17 protein-coding genes and 1 tRNA gene are annotated in these 21,818 nt (G+C 36.6%); 10 read left to right on the plus strand and 8 right to left on the minus strand.

What is annotated here, in order from left to right; translation table 11 throughout:
• The first annotated feature begins 33 nt into the window (after positions 1-33).
• The gene (locus tag ACYQ0E_RS02660) at positions 34-573 is read left to right on the plus strand and encodes a hypothetical protein (RefSeq protein WP_460186708.1); all 540 of its coding nucleotides are present in this window, start codon (positions 34-36) and stop codon (positions 571-573) included.
• A 154-nt stretch (positions 574-727) separates the two neighbouring features.
• Here the strand turns inward: ACYQ0E_RS02660 and ACYQ0E_RS02665 are convergent, their stop codons facing one another.
• From ACYQ0E_RS02665 to ACYQ0E_RS02680, 4 genes are all read right to left on the minus strand, one after another.
• Positions 728-1,075 (minus strand): hypothetical protein, encoded by a 348-nt coding sequence (locus ACYQ0E_RS02665; RefSeq protein WP_460186709.1) that lies wholly within the window; start codon positions 1,073-1,075, stop codon positions 728-730.
• A gap of 171 nt (positions 1,076-1,246) precedes the next feature.
• Positions 1,247-3,598: a putative bifunctional diguanylate cyclase/phosphodiesterase gene (locus ACYQ0E_RS02670; RefSeq protein ID WP_460186710.1), complete on the minus strand. Its 2,352-nt coding sequence runs from the start codon at positions 3,596-3,598 to the stop codon at positions 1,247-1,249.
• 55 nt (positions 3,599-3,653) lie between these two features.
• The gene (locus ACYQ0E_RS02675) at positions 3,654-6,083 is read right to left on the minus strand and encodes a sensor domain-containing protein (RefSeq protein ID WP_460186711.1); all 2,430 of its coding nucleotides are present in this window, start codon (positions 6,081-6,083) and stop codon (positions 3,654-3,656) included.
• 257 nt (positions 6,084-6,340) lie between these two features.
• Positions 6,341-7,816 carry a protein adenylyltransferase SelO gene (locus tag ACYQ0E_RS02680; RefSeq protein ID WP_460186712.1) on the minus strand — a complete coding sequence of 492 codons (1,476 nt, stop codon included), beginning with the start codon at positions 7,814-7,816 and terminating at the stop codon, positions 6,341-6,343.
• A gap of 311 nt (positions 7,817-8,127) precedes the next feature.
• On the opposite strand from ACYQ0E_RS02680, the gene ACYQ0E_RS02685 reads away from it, so the two are divergent.
• From ACYQ0E_RS02685 to ACYQ0E_RS02700, 4 genes are all read left to right on the plus strand, one after another.
• Positions 8,128-8,433, plus strand: a complete 306-nt coding sequence (locus tag ACYQ0E_RS02685; RefSeq protein WP_460186713.1) for a heavy-metal-associated domain-containing protein — start codon at positions 8,128-8,130, stop codon at positions 8,431-8,433.
• A 278-nt stretch (positions 8,434-8,711) separates the two neighbouring features.
• Entirely contained in the window at positions 8,712-10,940 is a 2,229-nt protein-coding gene (parC, locus tag ACYQ0E_RS02690) for a DNA topoisomerase IV subunit A (RefSeq protein ID WP_460186714.1), read from the plus strand.
• Between the two features lie 182 nt (positions 10,941-11,122).
• Positions 11,123-11,962, plus strand: coding sequence for a motility-associated protein (locus ACYQ0E_RS02695; protein WP_460186715.1), 840 nt, complete (start codon positions 11,123-11,125; stop codon positions 11,960-11,962).
• Positions 11,963-12,007: 45 nt separating this feature from the next.
• Positions 12,008-12,724: an OmpA/MotB family protein gene (locus ACYQ0E_RS02700; RefSeq protein WP_460186716.1), complete on the plus strand. Its 717-nt coding sequence runs from the start codon at positions 12,008-12,010 to the stop codon at positions 12,722-12,724.
• Between the two features lie 35 nt (positions 12,725-12,759).
• Here ACYQ0E_RS02700 and ACYQ0E_RS02705 read toward each other — a convergent pair whose 3' ends face one another.
• From ACYQ0E_RS02705 to hemA, 4 genes are read right to left on the minus strand one after another with little or no spacing between them, the layout of a single operon-like run.
• The gene (locus tag ACYQ0E_RS02705; RefSeq protein ID WP_460186717.1) at positions 12,760-13,515 is read right to left on the minus strand and encodes a HesA/MoeB/ThiF family protein; all 756 of its coding nucleotides are present in this window, start codon (positions 13,513-13,515) and stop codon (positions 12,760-12,762) included.
• 56 nt (positions 13,516-13,571) lie between these two features.
• Positions 13,572-14,417, minus strand: a complete 846-nt coding sequence (prmC, locus tag ACYQ0E_RS02710) for a peptide chain release factor N(5)-glutamine methyltransferase (protein ID WP_460186718.1) — start codon at positions 14,415-14,417, stop codon at positions 13,572-13,574.
• Positions 14,418-14,451: 34 nt separating this feature from the next.
• Positions 14,452-15,540 (minus strand): peptide chain release factor 1, encoded by a 1,089-nt coding sequence (gene prfA, locus ACYQ0E_RS02715; RefSeq protein WP_460186719.1) that lies wholly within the window; start codon positions 15,538-15,540, stop codon positions 14,452-14,454.
• Between the two features lie 54 nt (positions 15,541-15,594).
• Positions 15,595-16,875, minus strand: a complete 1,281-nt coding sequence (gene hemA / locus ACYQ0E_RS02720) for a glutamyl-tRNA reductase (RefSeq protein ID WP_460186720.1) — start codon at positions 16,873-16,875, stop codon at positions 15,595-15,597.
• 333 nt (positions 16,876-17,208) lie between these two features.
• On the opposite strand from hemA, the gene ACYQ0E_RS02725 reads away from it, so the two are divergent.
• The 5 genes from ACYQ0E_RS02725 to pth all read left to right on the plus strand — a co-directional run bounded on the left by ACYQ0E_RS02725 (position 17,209) and on the right by pth (position 21,803).
• Positions 17,209-19,089 carry a tetratricopeptide repeat protein gene (locus ACYQ0E_RS02725; RefSeq protein WP_460186721.1) on the plus strand — a complete coding sequence of 627 codons (1,881 nt, stop codon included), beginning with the start codon at positions 17,209-17,211 and terminating at the stop codon, positions 19,087-19,089.
• Between the two features lie 103 nt (positions 19,090-19,192).
• Positions 19,193-19,267, plus strand: a tRNA-Gln gene (locus ACYQ0E_RS02730).
• 51 nt (positions 19,268-19,318) lie between these two features.
• Complete coding sequence (locus ACYQ0E_RS02735) at positions 19,319-20,275, plus strand: ribose-phosphate pyrophosphokinase (protein ID WP_460186722.1); 957 nt, start codon at positions 19,319-19,321, stop codon at positions 20,273-20,275.
• Positions 20,276-20,569: 294 nt separating this feature from the next.
• Positions 20,570-21,154, plus strand: coding sequence for a 50S ribosomal protein L25/general stress protein Ctc (locus ACYQ0E_RS02740; RefSeq protein ID WP_460186723.1), 585 nt, complete (start codon positions 20,570-20,572; stop codon positions 21,152-21,154).
• 73 nt (positions 21,155-21,227) lie between these two features.
• Positions 21,228-21,803, plus strand: coding sequence for an aminoacyl-tRNA hydrolase (gene pth, locus ACYQ0E_RS02745; RefSeq protein ID WP_460186724.1), 576 nt, complete (start codon positions 21,228-21,230; stop codon positions 21,801-21,803).
• Positions 21,804-21,818 lie beyond the last annotated feature (15 nt).

Genomic DNA, 21,818 nt, shown 5'->3' on the forward strand with positions numbered 1-21,818 from the left:
TTAAATGTAACAAGAATTAAGGCATTTATTACGATGTTGATTGCGGTCATCAGTTTTTTACCAGGCCTGGTATTTTCTGATGAAAGTAAAATGCTTAAAGATTATCACATGACAATGTATCAAGATGCACAAGGTTCATTGGATGGCGTTGAGTTGTTTACTAAAGAAAAAGATAAGCGTATATTTTTTGGTTTAACGTGCTCTAGTCAATCACCGCTTCCAATGTTACAAGTGATTTTGTTTGATGATAACATCATGTCTGAAACCCCTAAATTACTGTCGGCAAAACTATTTATTGATGGTGTTGAACAAAAAATGGCTCTACAAGCCATACTCAAAGCGGTAGATACCGTGGATGAACTCTCTAATAAAATACGCATAGAACTGGTGGCTAAAAGAGGTTCATCTATGCAAGTATTGGAACAGCAGTACCACAATTTGATTGATAAAATGCAAAAAGGGCAAGCCATAAAGGTACAGCTATCGCATAGAACTTTAGACACTAAAATAATCAAGTTTTCATTAAATGGCTTGGGTGATTTATTAAAGCCTAACGAATCGCTATGTTTTTAATGTATTGTTTGCAATAAATTGTAGAAGAATATAATGCGTTATTAAACGTAAGATAGCGTTTAATTTAGAACTTCTTTAAAGGATTTACCAGGCCTGGTAAATCCTTTTTTATTTTAGGATGGTTATAAATCTAAGTATAAGGTGGTTAAAGTCATTAACTTGAATGGTTATGAATGCCCATTTTAATTAACCGTGCTTTGTATTCTAAAAAATCATTAATAGCAGAAAATTCAAAATCGCTTAGGTGAATGAATTGCAGTTTTAAAAAAATATTATCTTCCGAGTGGTGTCGTTGAGTAACCGTGGTAGCAATACAAAGTTTAGTAAATTCACCAAAGGCTGGAATCTCAAATTCAAGCTCTAGTTCAGTGCCTTCTTTAGCGCCACGCAATGTTCTTACACCAGCGTCTTTAATGGATAATTCGGCCAGCTGTACATCGGCAGAACCATTTTTACCAATCAATTTAGCTTTACGATTGGTTTTGTAGCTAGATGTTTCCATAAAAGGCCTTTAAATAAGCGAAATAGTCGGTAAAAATGCGATGGTTGATTATGGCTTAAAATTGATCGTATCGCTAATTATCGTGCACGGTAGGTAAGTTTATATTTAGTGCTTAATTAATATCATATTCTAATTTACAGATTTTTACCTTTTTTTAAGCAAAGCTTGTGGCTAAGTTGAAAGTAAGTTTTGGTTTAATTCAGCCATGATTTTATCAATAGGTTCTGGTCGAGAATAAAGATAACCTTGTTGGATATGACAACCTTCATTTTTAAGAATCTCACTCTGAACTTCAGATTGAATACCTTCGGCAATAACAGAAAGTTGTAATGATTTAGCCAATTGAATAAATGTTCGACAAATTTGAATATCACTTTTACTGGTAGCAATATTTTCAATAAAAGATTTATCTATTTTAATGGATTCAATTGGTAATGATTGTATATAAGATAAGCTTGAGTAGCCTGTGCCAAAGTTATCAATACAGACTTTAATGCCTAAGTTTCTAAGTTGCTGCAATGTTTTCATGGATTTATTTAAATCATGTAAAAGACTGCTCTCTGTAATTTCTACCTTAATGGACGAGGCTGAAATAAAGTGGCGTTTTATTGTCTCTTCAAACATTTTGGGTAAATTGACCTCTTCAAGCTTTTGAGAGGATAAGTTAATAGAAATTGGTGGAACAACCATGCCTGTTTTTCTAAAACGAGATATATCTCTGGCGACTGTTTTTATGACCCATTCATCTATTTTAAGAATATTATTATATTCATAGGCATTTTTTAAAAATTCAAAAGCAGGCAATATTTTGTGGGTCTCTGGGTGATGCCATCGCAATAGAGCTTCCATACCAATAACTTTATTATTTAAGGTGTCGTACTGGCATTGATAATAGATTTCAAACTGGTTTTCTGCGAGTGCTTGCGTAAGTTGTTTGGCATTTTTAATACGTTCATCTGCTTTATTTTGATTTGCTTGGCTGTAGAACTGAAAGCCATTTTTACCCGCTTTTTTAGCTTGAAGAAGGGCATTATCAGCACATTTTAGAATATCTGCAACGCTATTCGCATCTTTAGGAATCATGGCAATTCCCACGCTTGCACTTAAATGAACCGTATTATCTTCAATAATGATAGGTACATTGATTGATTCAAGTATTCGAGTGACATAAGCGGTTATTTGGTTGTGATGCTCAGACGGAATAATCTCTTTTGTTTCTTTGGTTAAAATGGCAAATTCATCTCCACCAAAGCGTGACAAAATATTGGTTTTTAGCATTTGTGCTTGAATGCGTTGGGCAATAATTTTAATTAATTTATCACCTGTTGAATGGCCTTGGGTTTCATTGATTTTTTTGAAGTTATCTAAATCTATCAAAATAACCGCATTAGGTTTTTGCTCGTTAACGATTTTACTTTGAAGACGCTGATGAAGCTTATCAACAAAAAGTTTACGATTGGCAAGTAGCGTTAAATTATCAAAATAAGCCATGTTAATGATTTTATCTTCACGCTGTTTAAGAGAGGTAATGTCTCGCGCTATACCACGGTAACCTAACATTTTATTACGCTTGTTATAGATAGGTTGTGCGCTTAATTGTAGGTTAATACGTTGATGGTCTGCACTTTTAAAGTCCATTTGTAGATCGTGAAAGGGTTCGGATAGCATCAACTTTTGTTGCCAAACAAGATTGCTTGTTTTTGTATCTATATTGGCAAATAAAGCACTAATAGGGTGTGAAAGTACTTCTTCTACTTTATAGCCCAGTAAGTCAAACACTTGGTGGCTTGAATAGGTAATATTGCCGTTATTGTCGGTTTCCCAAACCCAGTCAGGGGTTGTTTCAAGCAGTTGTTGATAACGTTTTTCAGAAGCCGTAACTCTGCTATTTAGGTTGCGTAAGGTTATGCGTAAAACCAGCCAAATGATTAAGGTGATGAGTAATGCAGAAAAAACCGTATAGGCAAGATTTTCTATTAAAAAAGGTCTAATCGCACTTTGCTCAAACATAATAACGACTCCCCATTCGTTATTAATAATTGGAGCATAGGAGGCCAAAACCGTATTATCGGCAATATCGGTAATGCTTTGCACGCCATTTTGGCCACTTAAAGCCATATACATGGTTGGTTTTATAAGGCGTACATGGCCAGATAGTGGTGGTCTTCCTTTGGAGGAGAGAAGCAATTCTAATTTGTTATTATTAGGGTTTTTGCGAACTAAAAAGAACTCTTGATTTGGGTTTTTATACTCAAGTTCAAGCCAGAGAGTTTTAATCTCTTTTAACGCTCTTTTTGTTTCTTTTTCTTTGGAATAGCGAGTTTTGGCTTTTATCACAGGGCTAAGAATTTGTTTAAGCAAAATGGCCTGTATTTCCGTATCTTCTTTCATTTCTTGAGTTTTTTGTTCAAGCGTATTTGCATAGATAGGAAAATAGGTAAACAAACTTACAAAGGTAATTGCAAAAACAATTACCAAAATAATTAGATTGATATTAATTTGGCGGTTATATGGTTGTTTCATACCATTATTCCTTAATGATAATCTGTATTAACTCAGTGTAACCCGATTAGACTGTCTAAATGTCTTTGATTAATTTAAGTTTAGGCTTTGTTGGTGTGTGTTGTTCATTCGTGTCGACTAAATTAGCGTTTTTGTCTGTTATTTTTGAGTTATCTTTAATTGTTGGATTCATGAGAAGTTTAATAATATCAGACATAGGTTGGGGTTTTGAATATAAGAAACCTTGAATAATATAGCACCCTTCAGTGTTTAGAATTTTTTGTTGGTTTTCTGTTTCAACACCTTCGGCAATGATGGTTTTATCCAATGATTTGGCTAGTTGAATAATGGATCGACAGATTTTTAAATCGCTATTGCTGTTTACAATTTTATCAATAAAAGATTTGTCTATTTTTAGTGTATCAACGGGTAAGTTTTGTAAATAAGATAAAGAAGAATAACCTGTTCCAAAATCATCAATACTGGTTTCGATTCCTTGATTTCTTAAAGTCTGAAGCGAGGAGACTGCTTTTTCAAGATTTTTTAATAAACTGGTTTCCGTGACCTCGAGCCTTAAATCTGCAGGCACTAAAAAATTCTCTTTAATTGATTGATTGATTAAATCAGGTAGTTTTGGATTTTCTAATGTTTTGGCAGATAAATTGATAGACACCGGAATGGAGCGGTGTGTAATAAGCTGCATTTGCGCGATATCTTTAGTCGATTGACGAATTACCCATTCATCAATAGCTTGAATATTATTGGATTCAACGGCTAATGAAATAAAATCGCTTGAAGGCATTAAGTCTTTACGAGAAGGGTTATTCCATCTAATTAACGCTTCCATTCCATATATTTTTTGATTTTGAGAATCGATTTGTAATTGGTAATAAAGTTCAAACTCATTATTTTCAATAGCCTTTTTTATTTCAGCAATGGTTTGTTTACGCAAATCTTCTATTTTTTGCATACTGGCATCAAAGTAACGGAAACAGTTTTTACCGTCTCGTTTAGCTTGATACATTGCACTGTCGGCATGGCTTAAAACTTCAGAGCTGGTTTTGCCGTCCTGAGGAATCATGGCAATACCAATGCTGGCTGAAACCATTGTATTATGATTATCAATAATAAGTGGTTTGTTAATGCTAAGGAGAAGGCGTTTAAGATACTCTTGTAATAAGCTTTGAAAATCAGGCATAAATCGATATCTTTTACAGCGAATTAAAACAACAAATTCATCACCACCTAAACGAAAAACTTGATTAAATTCACCTGACAGAGCTTGCATTCGTTGGGCTAATGTTTGTAGTAGTTGGTCTCCTGCTTCATGTCCTTGAGTGTCATTAACTTCTTTAAAACCATCTAAATCTATAAACAATAAGGCAGAGAGTGGTACTTCTTTATTCTTGCTGATGTCATCATAATGTTGATTTAGTTTATTAATTAGGTTGGTTCTATTTGGGAGTTTTGTTAGAGGGTCAAAAAACGCCATATTAAGAATGTTTTCATGTTTTTCTTTTTGCTTGGTAATATCTCTATTAATGCCACGATAACCAATGGTTTTACCTTTTTTGTTCTTATAAGCTTGGCCTTGCATTGATACCGAAACTTTTGAGCCTGTTTTTGATTCAAACGGGATTTCTAGGTTATAAATATCGTCATTGCTTTTCATGAATTTCATGATTTCTTGTTCATATTCTTTTGCCTGATTTTTGAGCAAAAAATAAAAAATCGGTTTACCAATCATCTCTTTAGGCAAATATCCCAAAAGATTGAAGCACTGATCACTGCAAAAAGTGAGGTTGCCATGTTGGTCGGTTTCCCAAACCCAATCCATTGAGCTTTCAGCAAGCTGTTTATATCGTGATTGAGAGTGACTTAGCTTATCGCCCATAATGTTTTGCCACAGTTTTAATGAAACCCAAGACACAAAGATAGCAAACAAAAAGGCAATGCCTAAGTAGGGCGCAATACTAAAGATTACAAGTCTAATGTCAGGCTGTTTATAAAGGATCATTAAGCTAAAACGATCTTTAAGAATAGGTGAGATAGATAAATAATAATCTTCAGAAATATTGAATGTGCTTTTTTCGGTAAATACACGTTTAAGCACTGGTTTAAAGAACTCTTGATTAAGATTTATATTGTTTTCACCAATATCTAATAGTATTTCTGGCGTAGAAGATTGGCCTGTTTTGGCGATTAAGAAATATCGAATATTTGAAAAATCATTTGTATTATTTTCCCAGAGCATTTTTATTTGATTAATGACTTCTTTTTGTAAACGGTTTTTTGACCATTCGGTAGAATTTTGTTCAACAGGAATTAATAGCGATTTAAGGGTGTTAATTTGTGTGGTTGTTTGGTTATCTAGGTCTTGAATAGTATTGGCTTTATATTGCTGAAGAACGGGCCATAATATAGCAGCACTTACAAGCAGTATTGATAAGATTACCGCAATTAATACAGGGGTAAACTTGAGGGAAAGCACAACATTCTTAGACACAAATAACCTTAATTTAGAATGGAAATTACTCTTTTATTTTTTTAAAGAGAATTTATCTAATTGATTTTAATTGAATATCGATACAATGTAAATTATTTGGTACATAAATGTACTTATTTGTATAGTAAGTACATCTGACAGTAAGAAAATACCCATATAGGGCGTATTTATGTAGGGGTAGTTTTTTAAATTAACATATTAAATCTCGCTAAAAATCGAGTTCAATTTAACGATCTGTATGCAAAATAATTGGAGTCTTAAGAAGAGCAGCTTAATGCTAACCCTTTTTGACAAGAGTTTGGAGGAAGTAAGAGATCGTTATAATGATTCATGAGTTCTTCCTTGGGGTTGCTTGGGTCTTGTAGCCATAACATCCAATTGTTTAAAGAGCTTAAATCACCTTGTTCAATATCGGCAATAATTTGTTGTGCAATATAGTTTCTTAAAATAATAATGGGTAAAGGTCGCTGCTCTAAATGATTGTTACGCTGATCATTATCTTGTTCGGCCAAACGGTTGCGGTATTTCTGTTGCCATTCTTGCCACTCTTTTGAATCTAAAATAAAAGAGAGAAACTCCTGTTCTCTAGGATGGTTTTCATTTTCAAAAAATGCCAAAAGATAAAAGAAGTAATGGAAATCTAGTTGAGATTTGTCCATTAATAACAGCGTCTCAGCTATAAAATGTTTATCTTGAATTTTAGGTTGAACAAAGCCAAATTTGTAGCCCATCTTTAATAAGTATTGTTGGTTAAAGGTATTAATGTAAGAATCAATAGCGGTTTCAATTGCTTCTGCAGATACCAATTGACTAAATGCCTGTGCCAATACTTGGCAGTTCCATAGGCCAATATTAGGTTGTTGGCTATAAGCGTATCGTCCTTCGGTGTCAGAGTGGTTACAAATGTAATGTAGATTGCAATCATCTAAAAACGCATAAGGGCCAAAATCAAATGTTTCACCGGCTACAGACATATTATCGGTATTCATTACACCATGACAAAATCCAACGGATTGCCAGCCAGCAATAAGTTGCCCTGTTTTAGTGGTGATGGTTTTTAATAATTCGGCATAGCGAGTTTCATCATCTAAGTGGCTTTTTAATTCTGGGTAAACAGTATCAATAACGTAATCGGCAAGCTGTTTTTGGTCATCAATATCGCCTTGTTGAGCAAGCCATTCAAAGTGACCAAACCGAATGTGTGTTTTTGCTAGACGAATATAGGTTGAGCGTGCTTCAATTTGTTCACGCCTTACGGGTTCTGAACTGGCGCATAAACTAATACAGCGAGTACTTGGTACGCCTAGAGCGGTAAGCGCCTCGCCAATTAAATATTCACGTACGGCAGAGCGTAAAACAGCACGACCATCACCTCGTCTAGAATAAGGCGTTCTACCGCAACCCTTAAGGTGAAGATCCCAGTTTTGACCGTCTTTATCTTTGACCTGACCAAGTAAGACACCACGACCATCACCTAAATCAGGGTTGTAATAACCAAATTGGTGACCTGTGTATTTTTGAGCAAGGGGAGTTAACCCCTCTGGAAAACAGCGACCTGACGTCATATCAAGTAGTAGTTCATCTGGTATATTAATACCAAAGTTATCGAGTAAACTTTGGTTTTTATGCAGTAATTGTGCGCCATGCATACTTTCTGGTTTTACCATACTGTAAAAATGATTGGGTAAGGTGGTGTATGTTTGGCTAAAAATAGCAGGTTGTGTATTAGGCATAAAATTTATAATGATAGTAATGAAAGAGAGTTTAAATCTTAACATTCAACGTTAAGCGAATGTAAATAATAACCAAGTAGTTTGCTATGAGATTAGGCGTTTAAGCCTCTTCTTTACTGGTTAAAAGTGAATGTACTCAGAACATACCAGGCCTGGTAAATCTTTTCTGCTTTGCATCACATTAAAAATAGTTAAATATATGGTAAATTATCTAATTAGATTCAGGTGGCATTTAAAAATAGCGTTTAAACAATAGGTTACATTCTGTACTTGTTTATGCTTAAAAACCGCCAGCCAAAAGGAGTAAATAGATGGAAAATATATTTGTTGAAAATATAAAGTGTGGCGGTTGTGCTAATGGAATAACGCAAAACCTGAACAAAATTGACGGTGTATCTCAAGTAGAAGTGGATGTGGAAGCCGGTAAGGTTACTTGTCAATTTGCAGATAATAATAAAGATTTGGCCTTAACTAAGGTAAAGCAAAAACTTCAAGCGATGGGTTACCCTGAAGTAGGCAGTGTTGCAGGTATAAAAGCAGCGAGCGCTAAGGCAAAGTCATTTGTTTCTTGCGCGGTAGGAAAAATGACCGATTCTTCATCTACGGAAGATAAATAAAGTAAAATTCAAACGCAGATAAAAATAAAAACTAAGCTAACTTGAATAATCCAATGCTTGGATTTTGTTAGCACAAAGGTAAAAAAATAAGTATTGAGAGACTTTGCAAGAGTCTATGAACAATTAGAAACGGCCATATTTATCCATCTTTAGGCTTGAAACTTTGCCCAATAATTCAACTATTCGGTGTGGTTTTTAACCAAAATCTGAAAAACGTGTTCGTTTATTCTTTGTTTTTGACCTGTAAAAGTTCCAATGTGCAATTCAGGAGAGGATGAGTGGCCCAGCAAACAATCAACTACGAAGGTATTGAACAAAAAAGTGTAGCTGAATTTACAGAAAAGGCATATTTAGATTATGCCATGTACGTCATTCTTGATAGAGCATTACCGCATATTGGTGATGGCTTAAAACCCGTTCAACGACGTATTATTTACGCCATGTCTGAGTTGGGTTTAAAGGCCTCTGCAAAGTTTAAAAAATCCGCTCGTACTGTAGGGGATGTATTAGGTAAATTTCATCCACATGGTGATAGTGCCTGTTACGAAGCGATGGTCTTAATGGCTCAAGACTTCTCTTTTCGTTATCCTTTGGTTGATGGGCAAGGTAACTGGGGATCAATGGATGACCCTAAATCGTTTGCCGCGATGCGTTATACCGAAGCAAAATTATCTAAATTTAGTCAATTATTGTTAGAAGAGGTTGGCCAAGGTACTGTCGATTGGACACCCAATTTTGATGGTACTCTTGATGAACCCCTTGTGCTTCCTGCACGAGTGCCGCATATATTATTAAATGGTACATCGGGTATTGCAGTGGGTATGGCAACAGATATCCCCCCACATAATTTACGAGAAGTGATTGAGGGTTGTATTGCATTACTAACCAATCCCAACCTGCCTTTAGAAGAACTTATAGAGATTATACCTGCACCGGATTACCCAAATGCAGCTCAAATTATTACCCCTAAAGCCGAACTAGAAAAACTTTACACAACGGGTCATGGCTCTATTAGACAACGTGCTTGTTATCGTGTTGAAGATGGCGTAAATGTGGTTATTGATGCTTTACCATACCAGGTTTCTGGTTCAAAGTTATTAGAACAAGTGGCCGCACAGATGCGTGCAAAAAAACTGCCAATGGTTGTTGATTTGCGTGATGAATCTGACCACGAAAATCCGGTACGTTTTGTTATTGAATTACGCTCAAAACGAGTTGATGTTGAAACGGCAATGTTGCACCTTTTTGCCACTACGGATTTAGAAAAAAGTTATCGTGCAAATTTTAATGTTATTGGTTTAAATGGCCGGCCTCAAGTTAAAAATCTAAAGATGATGTTAACCGAATGGTTGGTGTATCGTGTTGAAACAGTGCGTCGTAGATTGCAATATCGTTTAGATAAAGTTTTGGCTCGTTTACATATCTTAGACGGGATGATGATTGCTTTTCTAAATATAGATGAAGTTATTGCCATCATTCGTGAACAAGAAAAGCCAAAGCCAGCGTTAATGGAGAGATTTGGTTTAACGGATATTCAAGCCGAAGCGGTTTTAGAGCTTAAATTAAGACACTTAGCACGTCTTGAAGAGATGAAAATCAGAACCGAGCAAGCAGAGTTAGAAGCCGAAAAAGATAAGCTTGAAAAACTGCTAGGGAGTGAAGCACGACTTAAAACTTTGGTTAAAAAAGAGCTCATGGCCGATGCCGAAGCGTATGGTGACGACCGCAAATCACCGTTAGTTGAAGCACGAACTGCGCAAGCCTTGAGTGAGCAAGATTTATTACCATCGGAAGCCATAACTGTTGTGTTATCAGATAATGGTTGGGTTCGTGCAGCTAAGGGCCACGATATTGATGGACGAGCTTTAGGTTATAAGTCAGGTGATGGTTTCTGTTCACAAGCTATGGGTCAGAGTCGACAAATGGCTGTGTTTATCGACAATACAGGTCGTGCTTACGCATTGCCTGGCCACAGTTTGCCGTCGGCACGTTCACATGGTGAACCACTAACGGGACGTTTAAATCCGCCAGCGGGAAGTCAATTCTCACATGTGTTATTAGGGGCTCCTGAAGAAAAAATTATTTTAGCTTCTAGTGCAGGTTATGGTTTTATTACTCAATTAGAAAACCTGTATTCTAAAAATAAATCGGGTAAAACCTCGATTTCATTGCCACAAGGTAGTCGGGTACTTACACCTGCAACGGTTGAGAGTACACAATGGGTTGTGGTGGTGACTAGCGAACCACGTATGTTGGTCTTTAAAGCTGAAGAATTGCCCGAACTTGCCAAAGGTAAAGGTAATAAGTTAATCCAATTGCCTAAGGGTGAGGATGTTAAAGCTATTTTTGCTTTTAATGAAGGTTCTAAAATTGTCGTTCAGGCAGGTAAATATGAAAAAGTATTTGGCCCAACAGCAATAGAAGAAGCGTTTGCAGCACGTGCTAAAAAAGGGATTGTGCTACCTAGAACATTAAAAAATGTTACACAAATAACTCTTTCAGAGTAGTTATTACGATTCATGTCAATTAGTTGGTATAGCTGTTGCTTTATCAATTTCAATTCAATGTTGCGTCAGGAAACTGTCGCAATCCATTGTTAAAAAATTTAAATTTTCTCTAGTCTCATGCCTATTCAGTTTACGGTGAATTTTATCGTATGGCTTGTGTATAGAACAAATAAGTGAAACTCATGTTTGCAAAACCTATTGGTATTCTTGTTATTACCTTAAGCTTTTTTGGTGGCTTCCTATTAATGGGAGGAAACCTTCTTTCTTTATGGCATCCATCCGAATTGGTTGTTATTTTAGGAATTGCATTAGGTACGTTTTTGTCTGCGACTCCAACATCTGTTTGGTGGCGCACGCTTGGATTTTTAGGGCGATATTTCTCAGGTGAAAAAGTTTCTAAAGACCTTTATGCAGAAACGCTTGGATTGCTTGAAGCGCTGGCAAGGCTCTCTCGATCATCGGGTGTTTTAGCTTTAGAAAAGCATGTTACTGCTCCTGATGATAGCTCTATTTTTTTAGAATATCCTTTAGTTTTAAAACATAAAGATTTAAAGAAATTTATTGTTGATAATTTTAGTTATCTTTTGCTAAACCCACCACAATCTCAAGTGTTTGACCACCATCTTGAAAATCAAATTTATGATATTTACGACTCAATGAGTGAAGTACCAAAATCGGTTGGTAAAGTGGCTGACTGGTTGCCAGGCTTTGGTATTGTAGCGGCTGTTTTAGGGGTCATTTTGACTATGGAACTGCTTGGCGGTGACATGGATGTTGCTAAGATAGGTACGGCAATTGGTGCCGCTTTAGTAGGTACATTAACAGGTGTATTTTTTGCCTTTGCAGTTTTAGCTCCTTTTGTTCATGCTGTAGAAGTCATGATTCGCCAAGATAAATCATTATTTGAGATGACAGCCTCTTTTTTATCGGCTTATGCTAATGGTGTTTCTCCTAACCTTGCTGTCGAAATAGGTCGACAACGTGTTCCGCCAGAATTTGAAATTCCACGTGAAGAAGAATAAGAGGGAAGAAGGAAATGAATATCTCTCTAAATAAGGTGGTTCTTTATGTCGCGTAGAAGAGGGCATGATGAGGGCGGTGCACATGGTGGATCTTGGAAAATAGCCCTGGCGGATTTAATGACCGTTTTAATGGTGTTTTTTCTTGTTATGTGGCTGATTTCTGTTGTAGATCCAGTTGAACGTCAATCGTTTGTAAACAGTATTGTGGGTATACCGCCAATTGGTGCGGAGATTCAAGATGAAAAACTGTTGCCTCCACAAGAGGCCGTTATACAGCTCGATTTAAAGCCACCTGCGAGCAAAAATGAAATTGAAGAGGCAATGAAAGATGTTGACCCAAAAGATATTAAGATTGAAGAAACCCCTGAATACACCAAAATTACCTTAAAGTCAGACAGCTTTTTTGAAAGTGGACGTGCCACAATTAGTGATAAAACTAGAGAAAATGTAGAAAAACTCGGCGAAACTCTAGCGGGTAGAAATCAACCGATTACTATTACCGGTTATACCGACAATGTACCGATTAATAATTTTCAGTTTCCATCCAATTGGGAACTTTCTGCAGCACGTGCTTCTACCGTGGCTAGAACCTTTATTTATATGGGATTAGATAAGCGTCTATTAACAATTGAAGGTAAGGGGGATAATGAAGAAGTGGCCTCAAATGCAACGGCTTATGGTCGTTCGCTAAATCGCAGGGTGATTATTTTAGTGGATAAACGACCAGAATCGGCACTTGATTTTAATGGACAAACTCAATAGCGAGTGTTCAATTTGTAATCTTGTTTTTATGGTAACTAACTGCAATGTTTGCAGTTTTCATCTTTCTTTAAGTTTAATGTTCTAATCATCATTGTATAGGCATCAATAATCATTAACTTACCTGTTAAAGTAGGCAAGTTTAATAATGCCTTAATGGCTTCAATGGCTTGCATTGAGCCAATCATACCTACAACGGGTGATAATACACCACTTTGGCTACAAGTTAGTTCTTGCCCTGAATCTTGCGGATACAGACATTGATAGCAAGGGCTATTTTCTTTACGAAAATCATAAGTAGATAACTGGCCTTCCCAGCGAATAGCGGCACCTGAAATCAGTGGAACTTTAGCTTGAAAACAGGCGCGATTCAGTGCGAATCTAGAAGCAAAATTGTCAGTGCAATCTAAAACGACATTGGCAGTTTTGACTAAGTTTATAACGTCTTGTTCGCTGGGCTTTTTGGCAATGGTTTTTATTTCAATATGATGATTCAAGCTAATTAGATTTTGCTTTGCAGATTCAACTTTAGCTTGACCGATATTCGCTTCACGATGCACAATCTGGCGTTGCAAGTTAGAGTCATCCACTTCATCAAAATCAACCAAAGTCAGTTTGCCAACACCTGCCGCAGCTAAATATAAAGAAGCAGGAGAACCCAGTCCACCTAATCCAAATATAATGGCATGTGATTGTGATAGGGTTAACTGACCAGTGTAATCAATTTCAGGCATTAAAATTTGACGACTATAACGTGATAACTCTTCATCATTTAATTCTGTTTTTGATGTCATAGGATTACTCTATAGTGTTATTTGTTAGTGATTATGGATTGCCATTAATGCAATAATCAAATTTTTTGTGCAAAACTCACTCTTGGATTGCCACTTAAATCATGTTTTAAGGTTATATTTTGATAACCCGATTCTGTAAAAATTTGCTTAATAGCTTCAGCCTGATTATAGCCATGTTCTATAAATAACCAACCCTCCGTTTCTAAAAAAGACCAGGCCTGGTAAATAATTAAACGAATATCATCTAAACCATCGCTACCCGATGTTAACGCGGTAATGGGTTCAAAACGTACATCACCTTGCGAAAGATGAGGGTCATTTTCTTCAATATAAGGCGGGTTGGAAACAATGCATTGAAACTGTTGATTCGCGACGGCTGAAAACCAGTTGCTGACTAAAAATGATACTTCTAAACCCAAATTTTGGGCGTTTTGTTTAGCCACTTTTAGAGCGGGTTGGCTTTGGTCTATGGCTGTTACATCACAGTTTGGATATTCACTTTTAAGTGCCAAAGCAATGGCTCCGCTACCCGTTCCTAAATCTAGGATTTTACAGTGTGCTGTTTTACAAAAATTTAAGTCTAAAACGGCTTCAATGAGTGTTTCAGTATCGGGTCGAGGGATGAGTGTGTCGGTGGTAACCTGTAAATTTAACCCCCAAAACTCTCGTTGCCCAAGTATGTGAGCAATGGGGTTGCCTTGTAATCGTAATTGTAATAATTGATTAAATTTTTGAGTCTGGTTAGCATCAAGGTTTTTTTCAGGCCAGGTAAAGAGGTAGGTGCGATTGACCTTTAGAGCTTCGCATAATAAAAGTTCAGCATCAATGGTTGGGGAATCTACCAGGCCTGCTAATTTTAATTTTTCTTGTGCGGTTTGCAGGGTTTCTTGAATGTTTAACATGAGCAAACTACATTAATTGGTCTTAATTGACCAATTAAAGCTCACCACTTAATGCAGCCAATAGTTCAGCTTGGTGTTCTTGAACTAAAGGACCAACCACTTGATCTAAACCACCATTCATCACTTCATCCAACTTATACAAGGTTAAGTTAATACGATGATCAGTAACACGGCCTTGTGGATAGTTATAGGTACGAATTCGATCTGAACGATCACCTGTTCCCACTAAGCTTTTACGTTCTTGTGCGATTTCAGCATCATGTACTTGCTGTTTGGCATCCATAATACGTGCAGCTAATAGTGACATAGCACGCGCACGGTTTTTATGTTGAGAACGCTCATCTTGGCACTCAACAACCGTACCTGTTGGTATATGGGTAATACGAATCGCAGAATCGGTTTTGTTAACGTGCTGACCACCTGCGCCAGATGCACGAAAGGTGTCTACTTTTAAATCAGCAGGGTTTAGTTCAATTTGTTCAACGTCAGGGGCTTCAGCCATAATTACGACAGTAGCGGCAGAGGTATGAACGCGCCCTTGAGTTTCAGTTGCTGGTACACGTTGAACGCGGTGTGCGCCAGATTCAAATTTAAGTTGAGAATAAGCTCCATCACCAATAATACGGGCAATAATTTCTTTGTAACCACCGTGTTCGCCTTCATTGGTGTTAATTACCTCAACTTGCCAACGCATTTTTTCTGCAAAACGGCTGTACATTCTAAATAAATCACCTGCAAAAATAGCGGCTTCATCACCGCCAGTTCCGGCACGAATTTCTAAGAAAATATTCGCATCATCATTTGGATCTTTTGGCAACATCATGGTTTGCAAATCAATTTCAAACTGTGCAATTTTAGCTTCTAATTCTGGCAATTCTTCTTGTGCCATTTCTTTTAGGTCAGCATCATCCGATTGCATCATCTCTTTAGCATCATCAATATCACTTTCGGTATTAATATAAGCTTTAAAGGTTTCTACAACGGGGGTGATCTGAGCATATTCTTTATTTAGAGCGGTGAATTTTTTCTGGTCACTAATGACTGCTGGATCAGACATAAGTGCATTTACTTCATCCAGGCGTTCCGCTAAAAGTTCTAGTTTTGTGCGAATTGAATCTTTCACGGGCTTTTCTCAATATTTATCTGTACTGGTCTTATATAACCAATGTTTTAGAATTTATTTGTTTAGAATTTTAGGGTCTTCATCACAAATTAAAAGGGTTTCAGCCGCTGAAATTAAGGTTTTATCGCCTTGCATTCCAGCTTGGTTGAGTTGTTTGGTTGGGGTGTGAATCAATCTGTTTGTTAGCTGATTCGCCAAGCGTTTAATAATCTCTTCTGAATCTACACCTTGTTCTAACTGATGAAGGGCATGCTCTAAAGAAGCTTCTTTGATCTGCATAGATTGTTGGCGAAAGGCTTGAATAACTGGCTTGATTTGTTGGGTAGCCTGCAACTGAGTAACAAAATGCTGGGCTTGTAGTTCAATAATTTCTTCAGCTTCTAATGCAGCACTTTGGCGAGACTGTTTACTGCTTTCAATAATCTCTTGTAAATCATCAACGGTATATAAATAAACGTTATTTAAATCACCAATGTTTGCTTCAATATCTCTGGGGACTGCTATATCGACCATAAACATAGGACTATTCTTACGTTTTTTTAATGCATTTTTAACAGAGTGTTGCATGAGAATAGCTTGTGGACTACCCGTTGAACCAATGACAATATCAGCTTCATGTAAATGTGCATCAATTTCATCTAAAGGAATAGCATAAGCTCCAACACTCGCAGCTAATTTATGGGCGCGTTCAAACGTACGGTTAGCAATGATTAAGTTACCAATATTGTTTTCTTTTAAGTGGCGGGCAACCAATTCTATCGTTTCTCCTGCGCCTAAAAGAAGTGCTGTTTGTTCTGATAAATCACCAAAAAATTGCTTAGAAAGAGAAACGGCGGAAAAAGCAACGGAAATTGGACTGTTACCAATTGCTGTATCAGTTCTGACTTGTTTAACGGTTTTAAATATGTGCTGAAATAAGTTTTCTAAAACTTGATGAATGCTATTCGCCTTATGAGCGGAGTTATAGGCTTCTTTAATTTGCCCAAAAATCTGTGGTTCACCTAATACTAGGGAGTTAAGTCCACTGGCCACTCGCATAATATGTTTTACGGCATCTAAATCATGGTGAATATATAAGTAAGGTGTTAGTGATTTTGTATCAAGATCAAAAAAAGAATGTAACCAATTATGAACAGATTCTTCTAAATGACTTTCTTTAAGTATGCAATACAACTCTGTGCGATTACAGGTTGATAAAATAATGCATTCAGAAACCAGGTCTTGAGCTTTAAGTTGCTCGATAGCCTGCAGAGCTGATTCGCTTGAAAATGAAACTGTTTCACGGATATCGACAGGTGCCGTTTCGTGATTTACGCCAAGGGTACATAGTTTCATAAAATATAGGGCTTTACCGTTATTTAGATTTGGCAGGAAATATCTGCAACTAAAGAGGCGTAATTTTGCTAAAAAAACTAGAGAATTGCAAGTATTTGACGTAAAAAGGAGTCACCTTTAGTGCATTCAATCTGAATAATACGTTTAAATGGGTATTTTTACCTTATTTTTTAGAGGTAAAAATATACTCAACTAAGAGCGGTAGTTGCCCTAGTTAAAAATTGTAAGTATTACTTTATATTTAAAAGGTTAGAGATTTTCGCAAATTTACTTTTAAATCGCCTAGAATAAATCTCTAGCAACTTATTGCAATAAGACAAGGGTCTTTAGACTGTGGATCTAAATGAATTAAAAACTCAAAAATGGTTATCAATGTTAGATAGCAAAGTAAAGTCGTTCACGTTTGTGCATACCGCTAAACGTTTATTTTTGAATAAAAATACAATTTTTGTTTCTGTCTTGGGTGGGTCGCTCTTTATATCAGGGTGCTCTTCAATATCCAATGAACAAAAAGCAAATCATCAAGATTCCCCAGCCACGCTTCTAACACAAGAAAATTCTGACGATAGTAAACAGACTGCGGTGGTTGGTCATGCAGAACAGTTAGACTCAAGAACGATGTTTAATATTTTGGCCGCAGAAATGATGGTACAAAAGAAGCTTCCAGCTCAGGCCTTTGAGGTTCTTTACCCACTTGCCCTAAAAACCCGAGATCCTAATTTAGCGGAAAGAACTTTTCAAGTTGCAATGGAAAGTTTTAATGTAAGTAATATAGAAAAAGCCACCGCTCTATGGAAAGAAGTCTCACCCAAATCAGCCGTGGCTTGGCGCGCTTCATTCTTATTAACATTAAGACATAATGAGGTCGTTCGAGCGCTAGAAGAATGGGATACTTATCGTTCTTTAAGTGATGAAAGCTTGTCTTCAGAGTTGATTAATGCGGCAAGTAAAGTGTCAAGCACGGTACCTAAAGAGTCTGGAACTGAGTTTTTTCAAGCATTAACAGAAAAATATCCAAATGAATGGGCTTCATTCTATGGTTTAGCTATGGTTTCAGCGGTATATCGCAACCCTGCAGTGGGTATTGTTGCCATGCATAAAGCCCAACCGCTTCTGCCTAGTGATGATGAAGAAAAATCATTGCCCGTTTTTTATAATCTGTTGTCACAGCTTTATCTTATGGATAATCAACCCGAGAACGGAATTAAAGCGTTAACGCCTTATGCAAATAAGCATCCAGAAGATTTATTAATTCAAGAACGCATTGCTCGCTTAGAGGTTCAAGCAACCCAATATGACGCAGCAGAGGAACGCTATACAAAAATTCTTAAGTCTCAACCCAATGCGCTAACATCACGATTATCTTTAGCTTTAATTCAAATTGAGCGAAGTAAGTTTAAACAGGCAGAGCAGAACTTAAACCTGATTAATGAAAATAAAGCCTATCAATCGGTTGCTAATTATTATTTAGGTGTGTTGTATCAAGAAAGTGATCAAAATAAAAAAGCCGTACAGGCCTTTGAAAAAATAGAAAAAGGCAATTACTTTTTAGATTCACAATTACATTTGGCTGAAATCTATTTTTCTGAAAAAGATATTACAAAAGCATTTGCTGTCTTAAATAAAATAACACCAAAAAATGACGATGAAAAAATAAAGCTATTACGAGCTAATGCTATCTTTAATACCGCAGAAGGTAAGTTTACAAAAGCGATTAGTTATTATGATAAGGCTTTAGAAATTGAACCAGAAAATTTAGAAATCTTAAAAGCTGAGTCTTTGATTTTTTATAATTTAAAAGAATATGAAAATTATGAAGCTAATTTATTAACCATATTAAAGGTTAATAATAATGATGTTGATGCGTTAAATGCTTTAGGTTATTTTTATGTTGAACAAAAAATAAAACTAGACCAAGCAAAAGTCCTATTAAATAAGGCGATATCGTTAGAACCAGAGAGTTATTACATTTTAGATAGTTTGGGATGGTATTATTATCAAGTTAAAGAATTTGATAAGTCTTTAGAGTATCTGAATAAAGCTTTTTCAATTAAAGAAGATGATGAGGTGTTAATTCATCTAGTCAGTGCCTATTGGCAAAATAAAGAAGTCAACCGAGCAAAATCATTATGGAAAAAATATCACAAGAATTTTTTACAAAATGACAGAGTTCAGAACTTAATCAATGAGTTGGAACTAGGAACAACAAAGTAAGGATGTGGATTAATTATTTTTTTAATAAAGTTTTAAAATTAGACTTGAACTTATGAAAAATAAATGGATAATACGCACCTGTCTTTAACGACAATGATATTAAAGGGCTGTAGCCAAGCGGTAAGGCATCTGGTTTTGATCCAGTGTACCGCAGGTTCGAATCCTGCCAGCCCTGCCAATATCCTACCGAATTCTCAAGTCATTTTTTCCTCGAACAGGAGCGCCTTAAATGGCTAACAAAAATGTCATGATATTTGCAGGGAATGCAAATGTCAGTCTCGCAGAAAAAATCTCACAGTATCTAGACCTACCATTAGGTAAAGCTGATGTTGGCCGTTTTAGTGATGGCGAAATCATGGTCGAAATCAAAGAATCTGTTCGTGGACAAGATGTCTATGTGTTGCAACCTACGTGTACACCCGAACCAGCTGTCAATTTGATGGAAATGCTTGTGATGATTGATGCACTTAAACGTGCTTCTGCTGCCCGTATTACTGCGGTAATACCTTATTATGGTTTTGCACGTCAAGATCGTCGTCCTTATTCTGCACGAGTTCCAATAACTGCACGATTAGCGGCAGACATGATTACAGCAGCTGGTGCTGACCGTGTGATTACGGTTGATTTGCACTCAGATCAAATTCAAGGTTTCTTTGATATTCCTGTAGATAATATCTACGGCTCGCCATTATTGGTAGAGGATATGCAAAAAAATTATAACTTGGATAATGTCACAATTGTATCGCCTGATATGGGTGGGGTCGTGCGTGCTAGAGCCGTTGCAAAAGCCATTAATGCCGATATGGCCATTATCGATAAACGTCGACCAAAAGCAAATGTTGCTCAGGTTATGAATATTATTGGTGACATTGAAGGTCATGATTGTATTATTGTTGATGATATGGTCGATACAGCTGGTACATTATGCAAAGCCGCTTCTGCCTTGATGGATCGTGGTGCTAAAAGTGTTTCTGCGTATGTTGTTCATGCCGTATTATCTGGCCCAGCCGTTGAAAATATTGAAAATTCAGTATTAAAAGAATTGGTTGTAACTGATTCAATTCCTGAAAGTGCTGAAACAATAGGTTCTTCCAAAATTCGTCGAGTGTCTATCGCAAATATGTTGGGTGAAACAATTCGTCGTGTAAATAAAGCTGAATCTGTTACTGCGTTAATGCAGCACTAAATTACCAACCTATTTACTGAAGTTGGTAACTAAAAACACTCTTTAAGAGTGTTTTTTTGTTTCTAAAAGGGCATTTTATTTAATCTTACTAAAGTCTTTAGATGACTTTATAGGCTAAATATTTTGTATGCAAAACAGATAAAAATACTGGTAAATTGTTGAGTTTTAAGTATAATGCCCGCTTCCCTCATGTTTGGTCGCGAACGTGAGAACCTATTAATTCAGTAGTTTTGGTTAAGAATTAATCTCTAAACCATATTAAAAATATAAAACTACGATATTTGGAGAAAGCAAATGAGCCAAAATTGGACAGCAGAAATCCGTACAGAAGAAGGGAAAGGTGCGAGCCGCCGCCTTCGTCATACGGGTAAAGTACCAGCAATTATCTATGGTGCTGGTAAAGATGCAGTATCTGTATCTTTTTCAGGAAACTTCGTTAAAAAAGCATTTCAAAACAGTGATAACTTTAACTCAGTTTTAACTATTGATGTTAACGGTGGAGCGAAAGAGTCTTGTGTTGTTAAAGATATTCAGCGTCATCCATCAACTGGTGAAGTATCTCATATCGATTTACAGCGCGCAGGTAAAGATAACAAATTAACTAAAAAAGTACCTTTACAATTTGTTGGTCAAGCTAAGTCACCTGGTGTTAAGCTTGGTGGTCTAATGTCTTTCTTACAGTCTACTGTTGAAGTAAGCTGTTTAGCAAAAGACTTACCTACTAAAATTGAAGTTGATGTTTCAGCAATGGAAGCTTCAACAAGTATGCGTCTTTCTCAGTTAGTTATGCCTAAAGGTGTAGTGATTACAGCTCTATCTCACGGTAATGCTGACTATGACCAAGCCGTTGTTAACATTGGCGCACCTAAGCGTAAGTAATGTTTAATACGATTTTTCTTTAGCTTGCTAAATTAAGATCGTTTTATTCAAGACAGAAAAGAGAGCCGGCGTTATGTCATCTGTTCAATTAATTGTTGGTCTGGGAAATCCAGGCGATAAGTATGAACAGACCCGACATAACGCCGGTTTTTGGTTTGTGGACGAAATTGCTAGACAATACGGTGTAGAGTTTCGTCCAGAAACCAAATTTCTAGGATTAGCGGCACGGGTTCAATCAAACGGTTTAGATTTTTGGCTATTAAAGCCAACCACCTTTATGAACCGTAGTGGTCAATCTATACAAGCCCTAGCTAAATTCTACAAAATCCCCGTTGAATCAATTCTAGTTGCTCATGATGAGCTTGATTTGCCAACAGGAACTGCCAAATTAAAAAAAAGTGGTGGTCATGGCGGGCACAATGGTTTGCGTGACACTATTGCAGCAATGGGTAAAGACTTTGTACGCTTACGGATTGGAGTAGGGCACCCAGGTCATAAAGATTTGGTTGTAGATTACGTGCTAAAAAATCCTTCAAAAAGTGATCGTCAGCTTATTGATGATGCGAGTTACGAGGCCACTAGAGTGGTACCTGATTTAGTTAAAGGCAATCTAGCAAACGCAATGCAAGAACTGCATACTAAAGCATAAGTTTTAAACATAACA

This window comes from Thiomicrorhabdus hydrogeniphila, assembly GCF_054656895.1.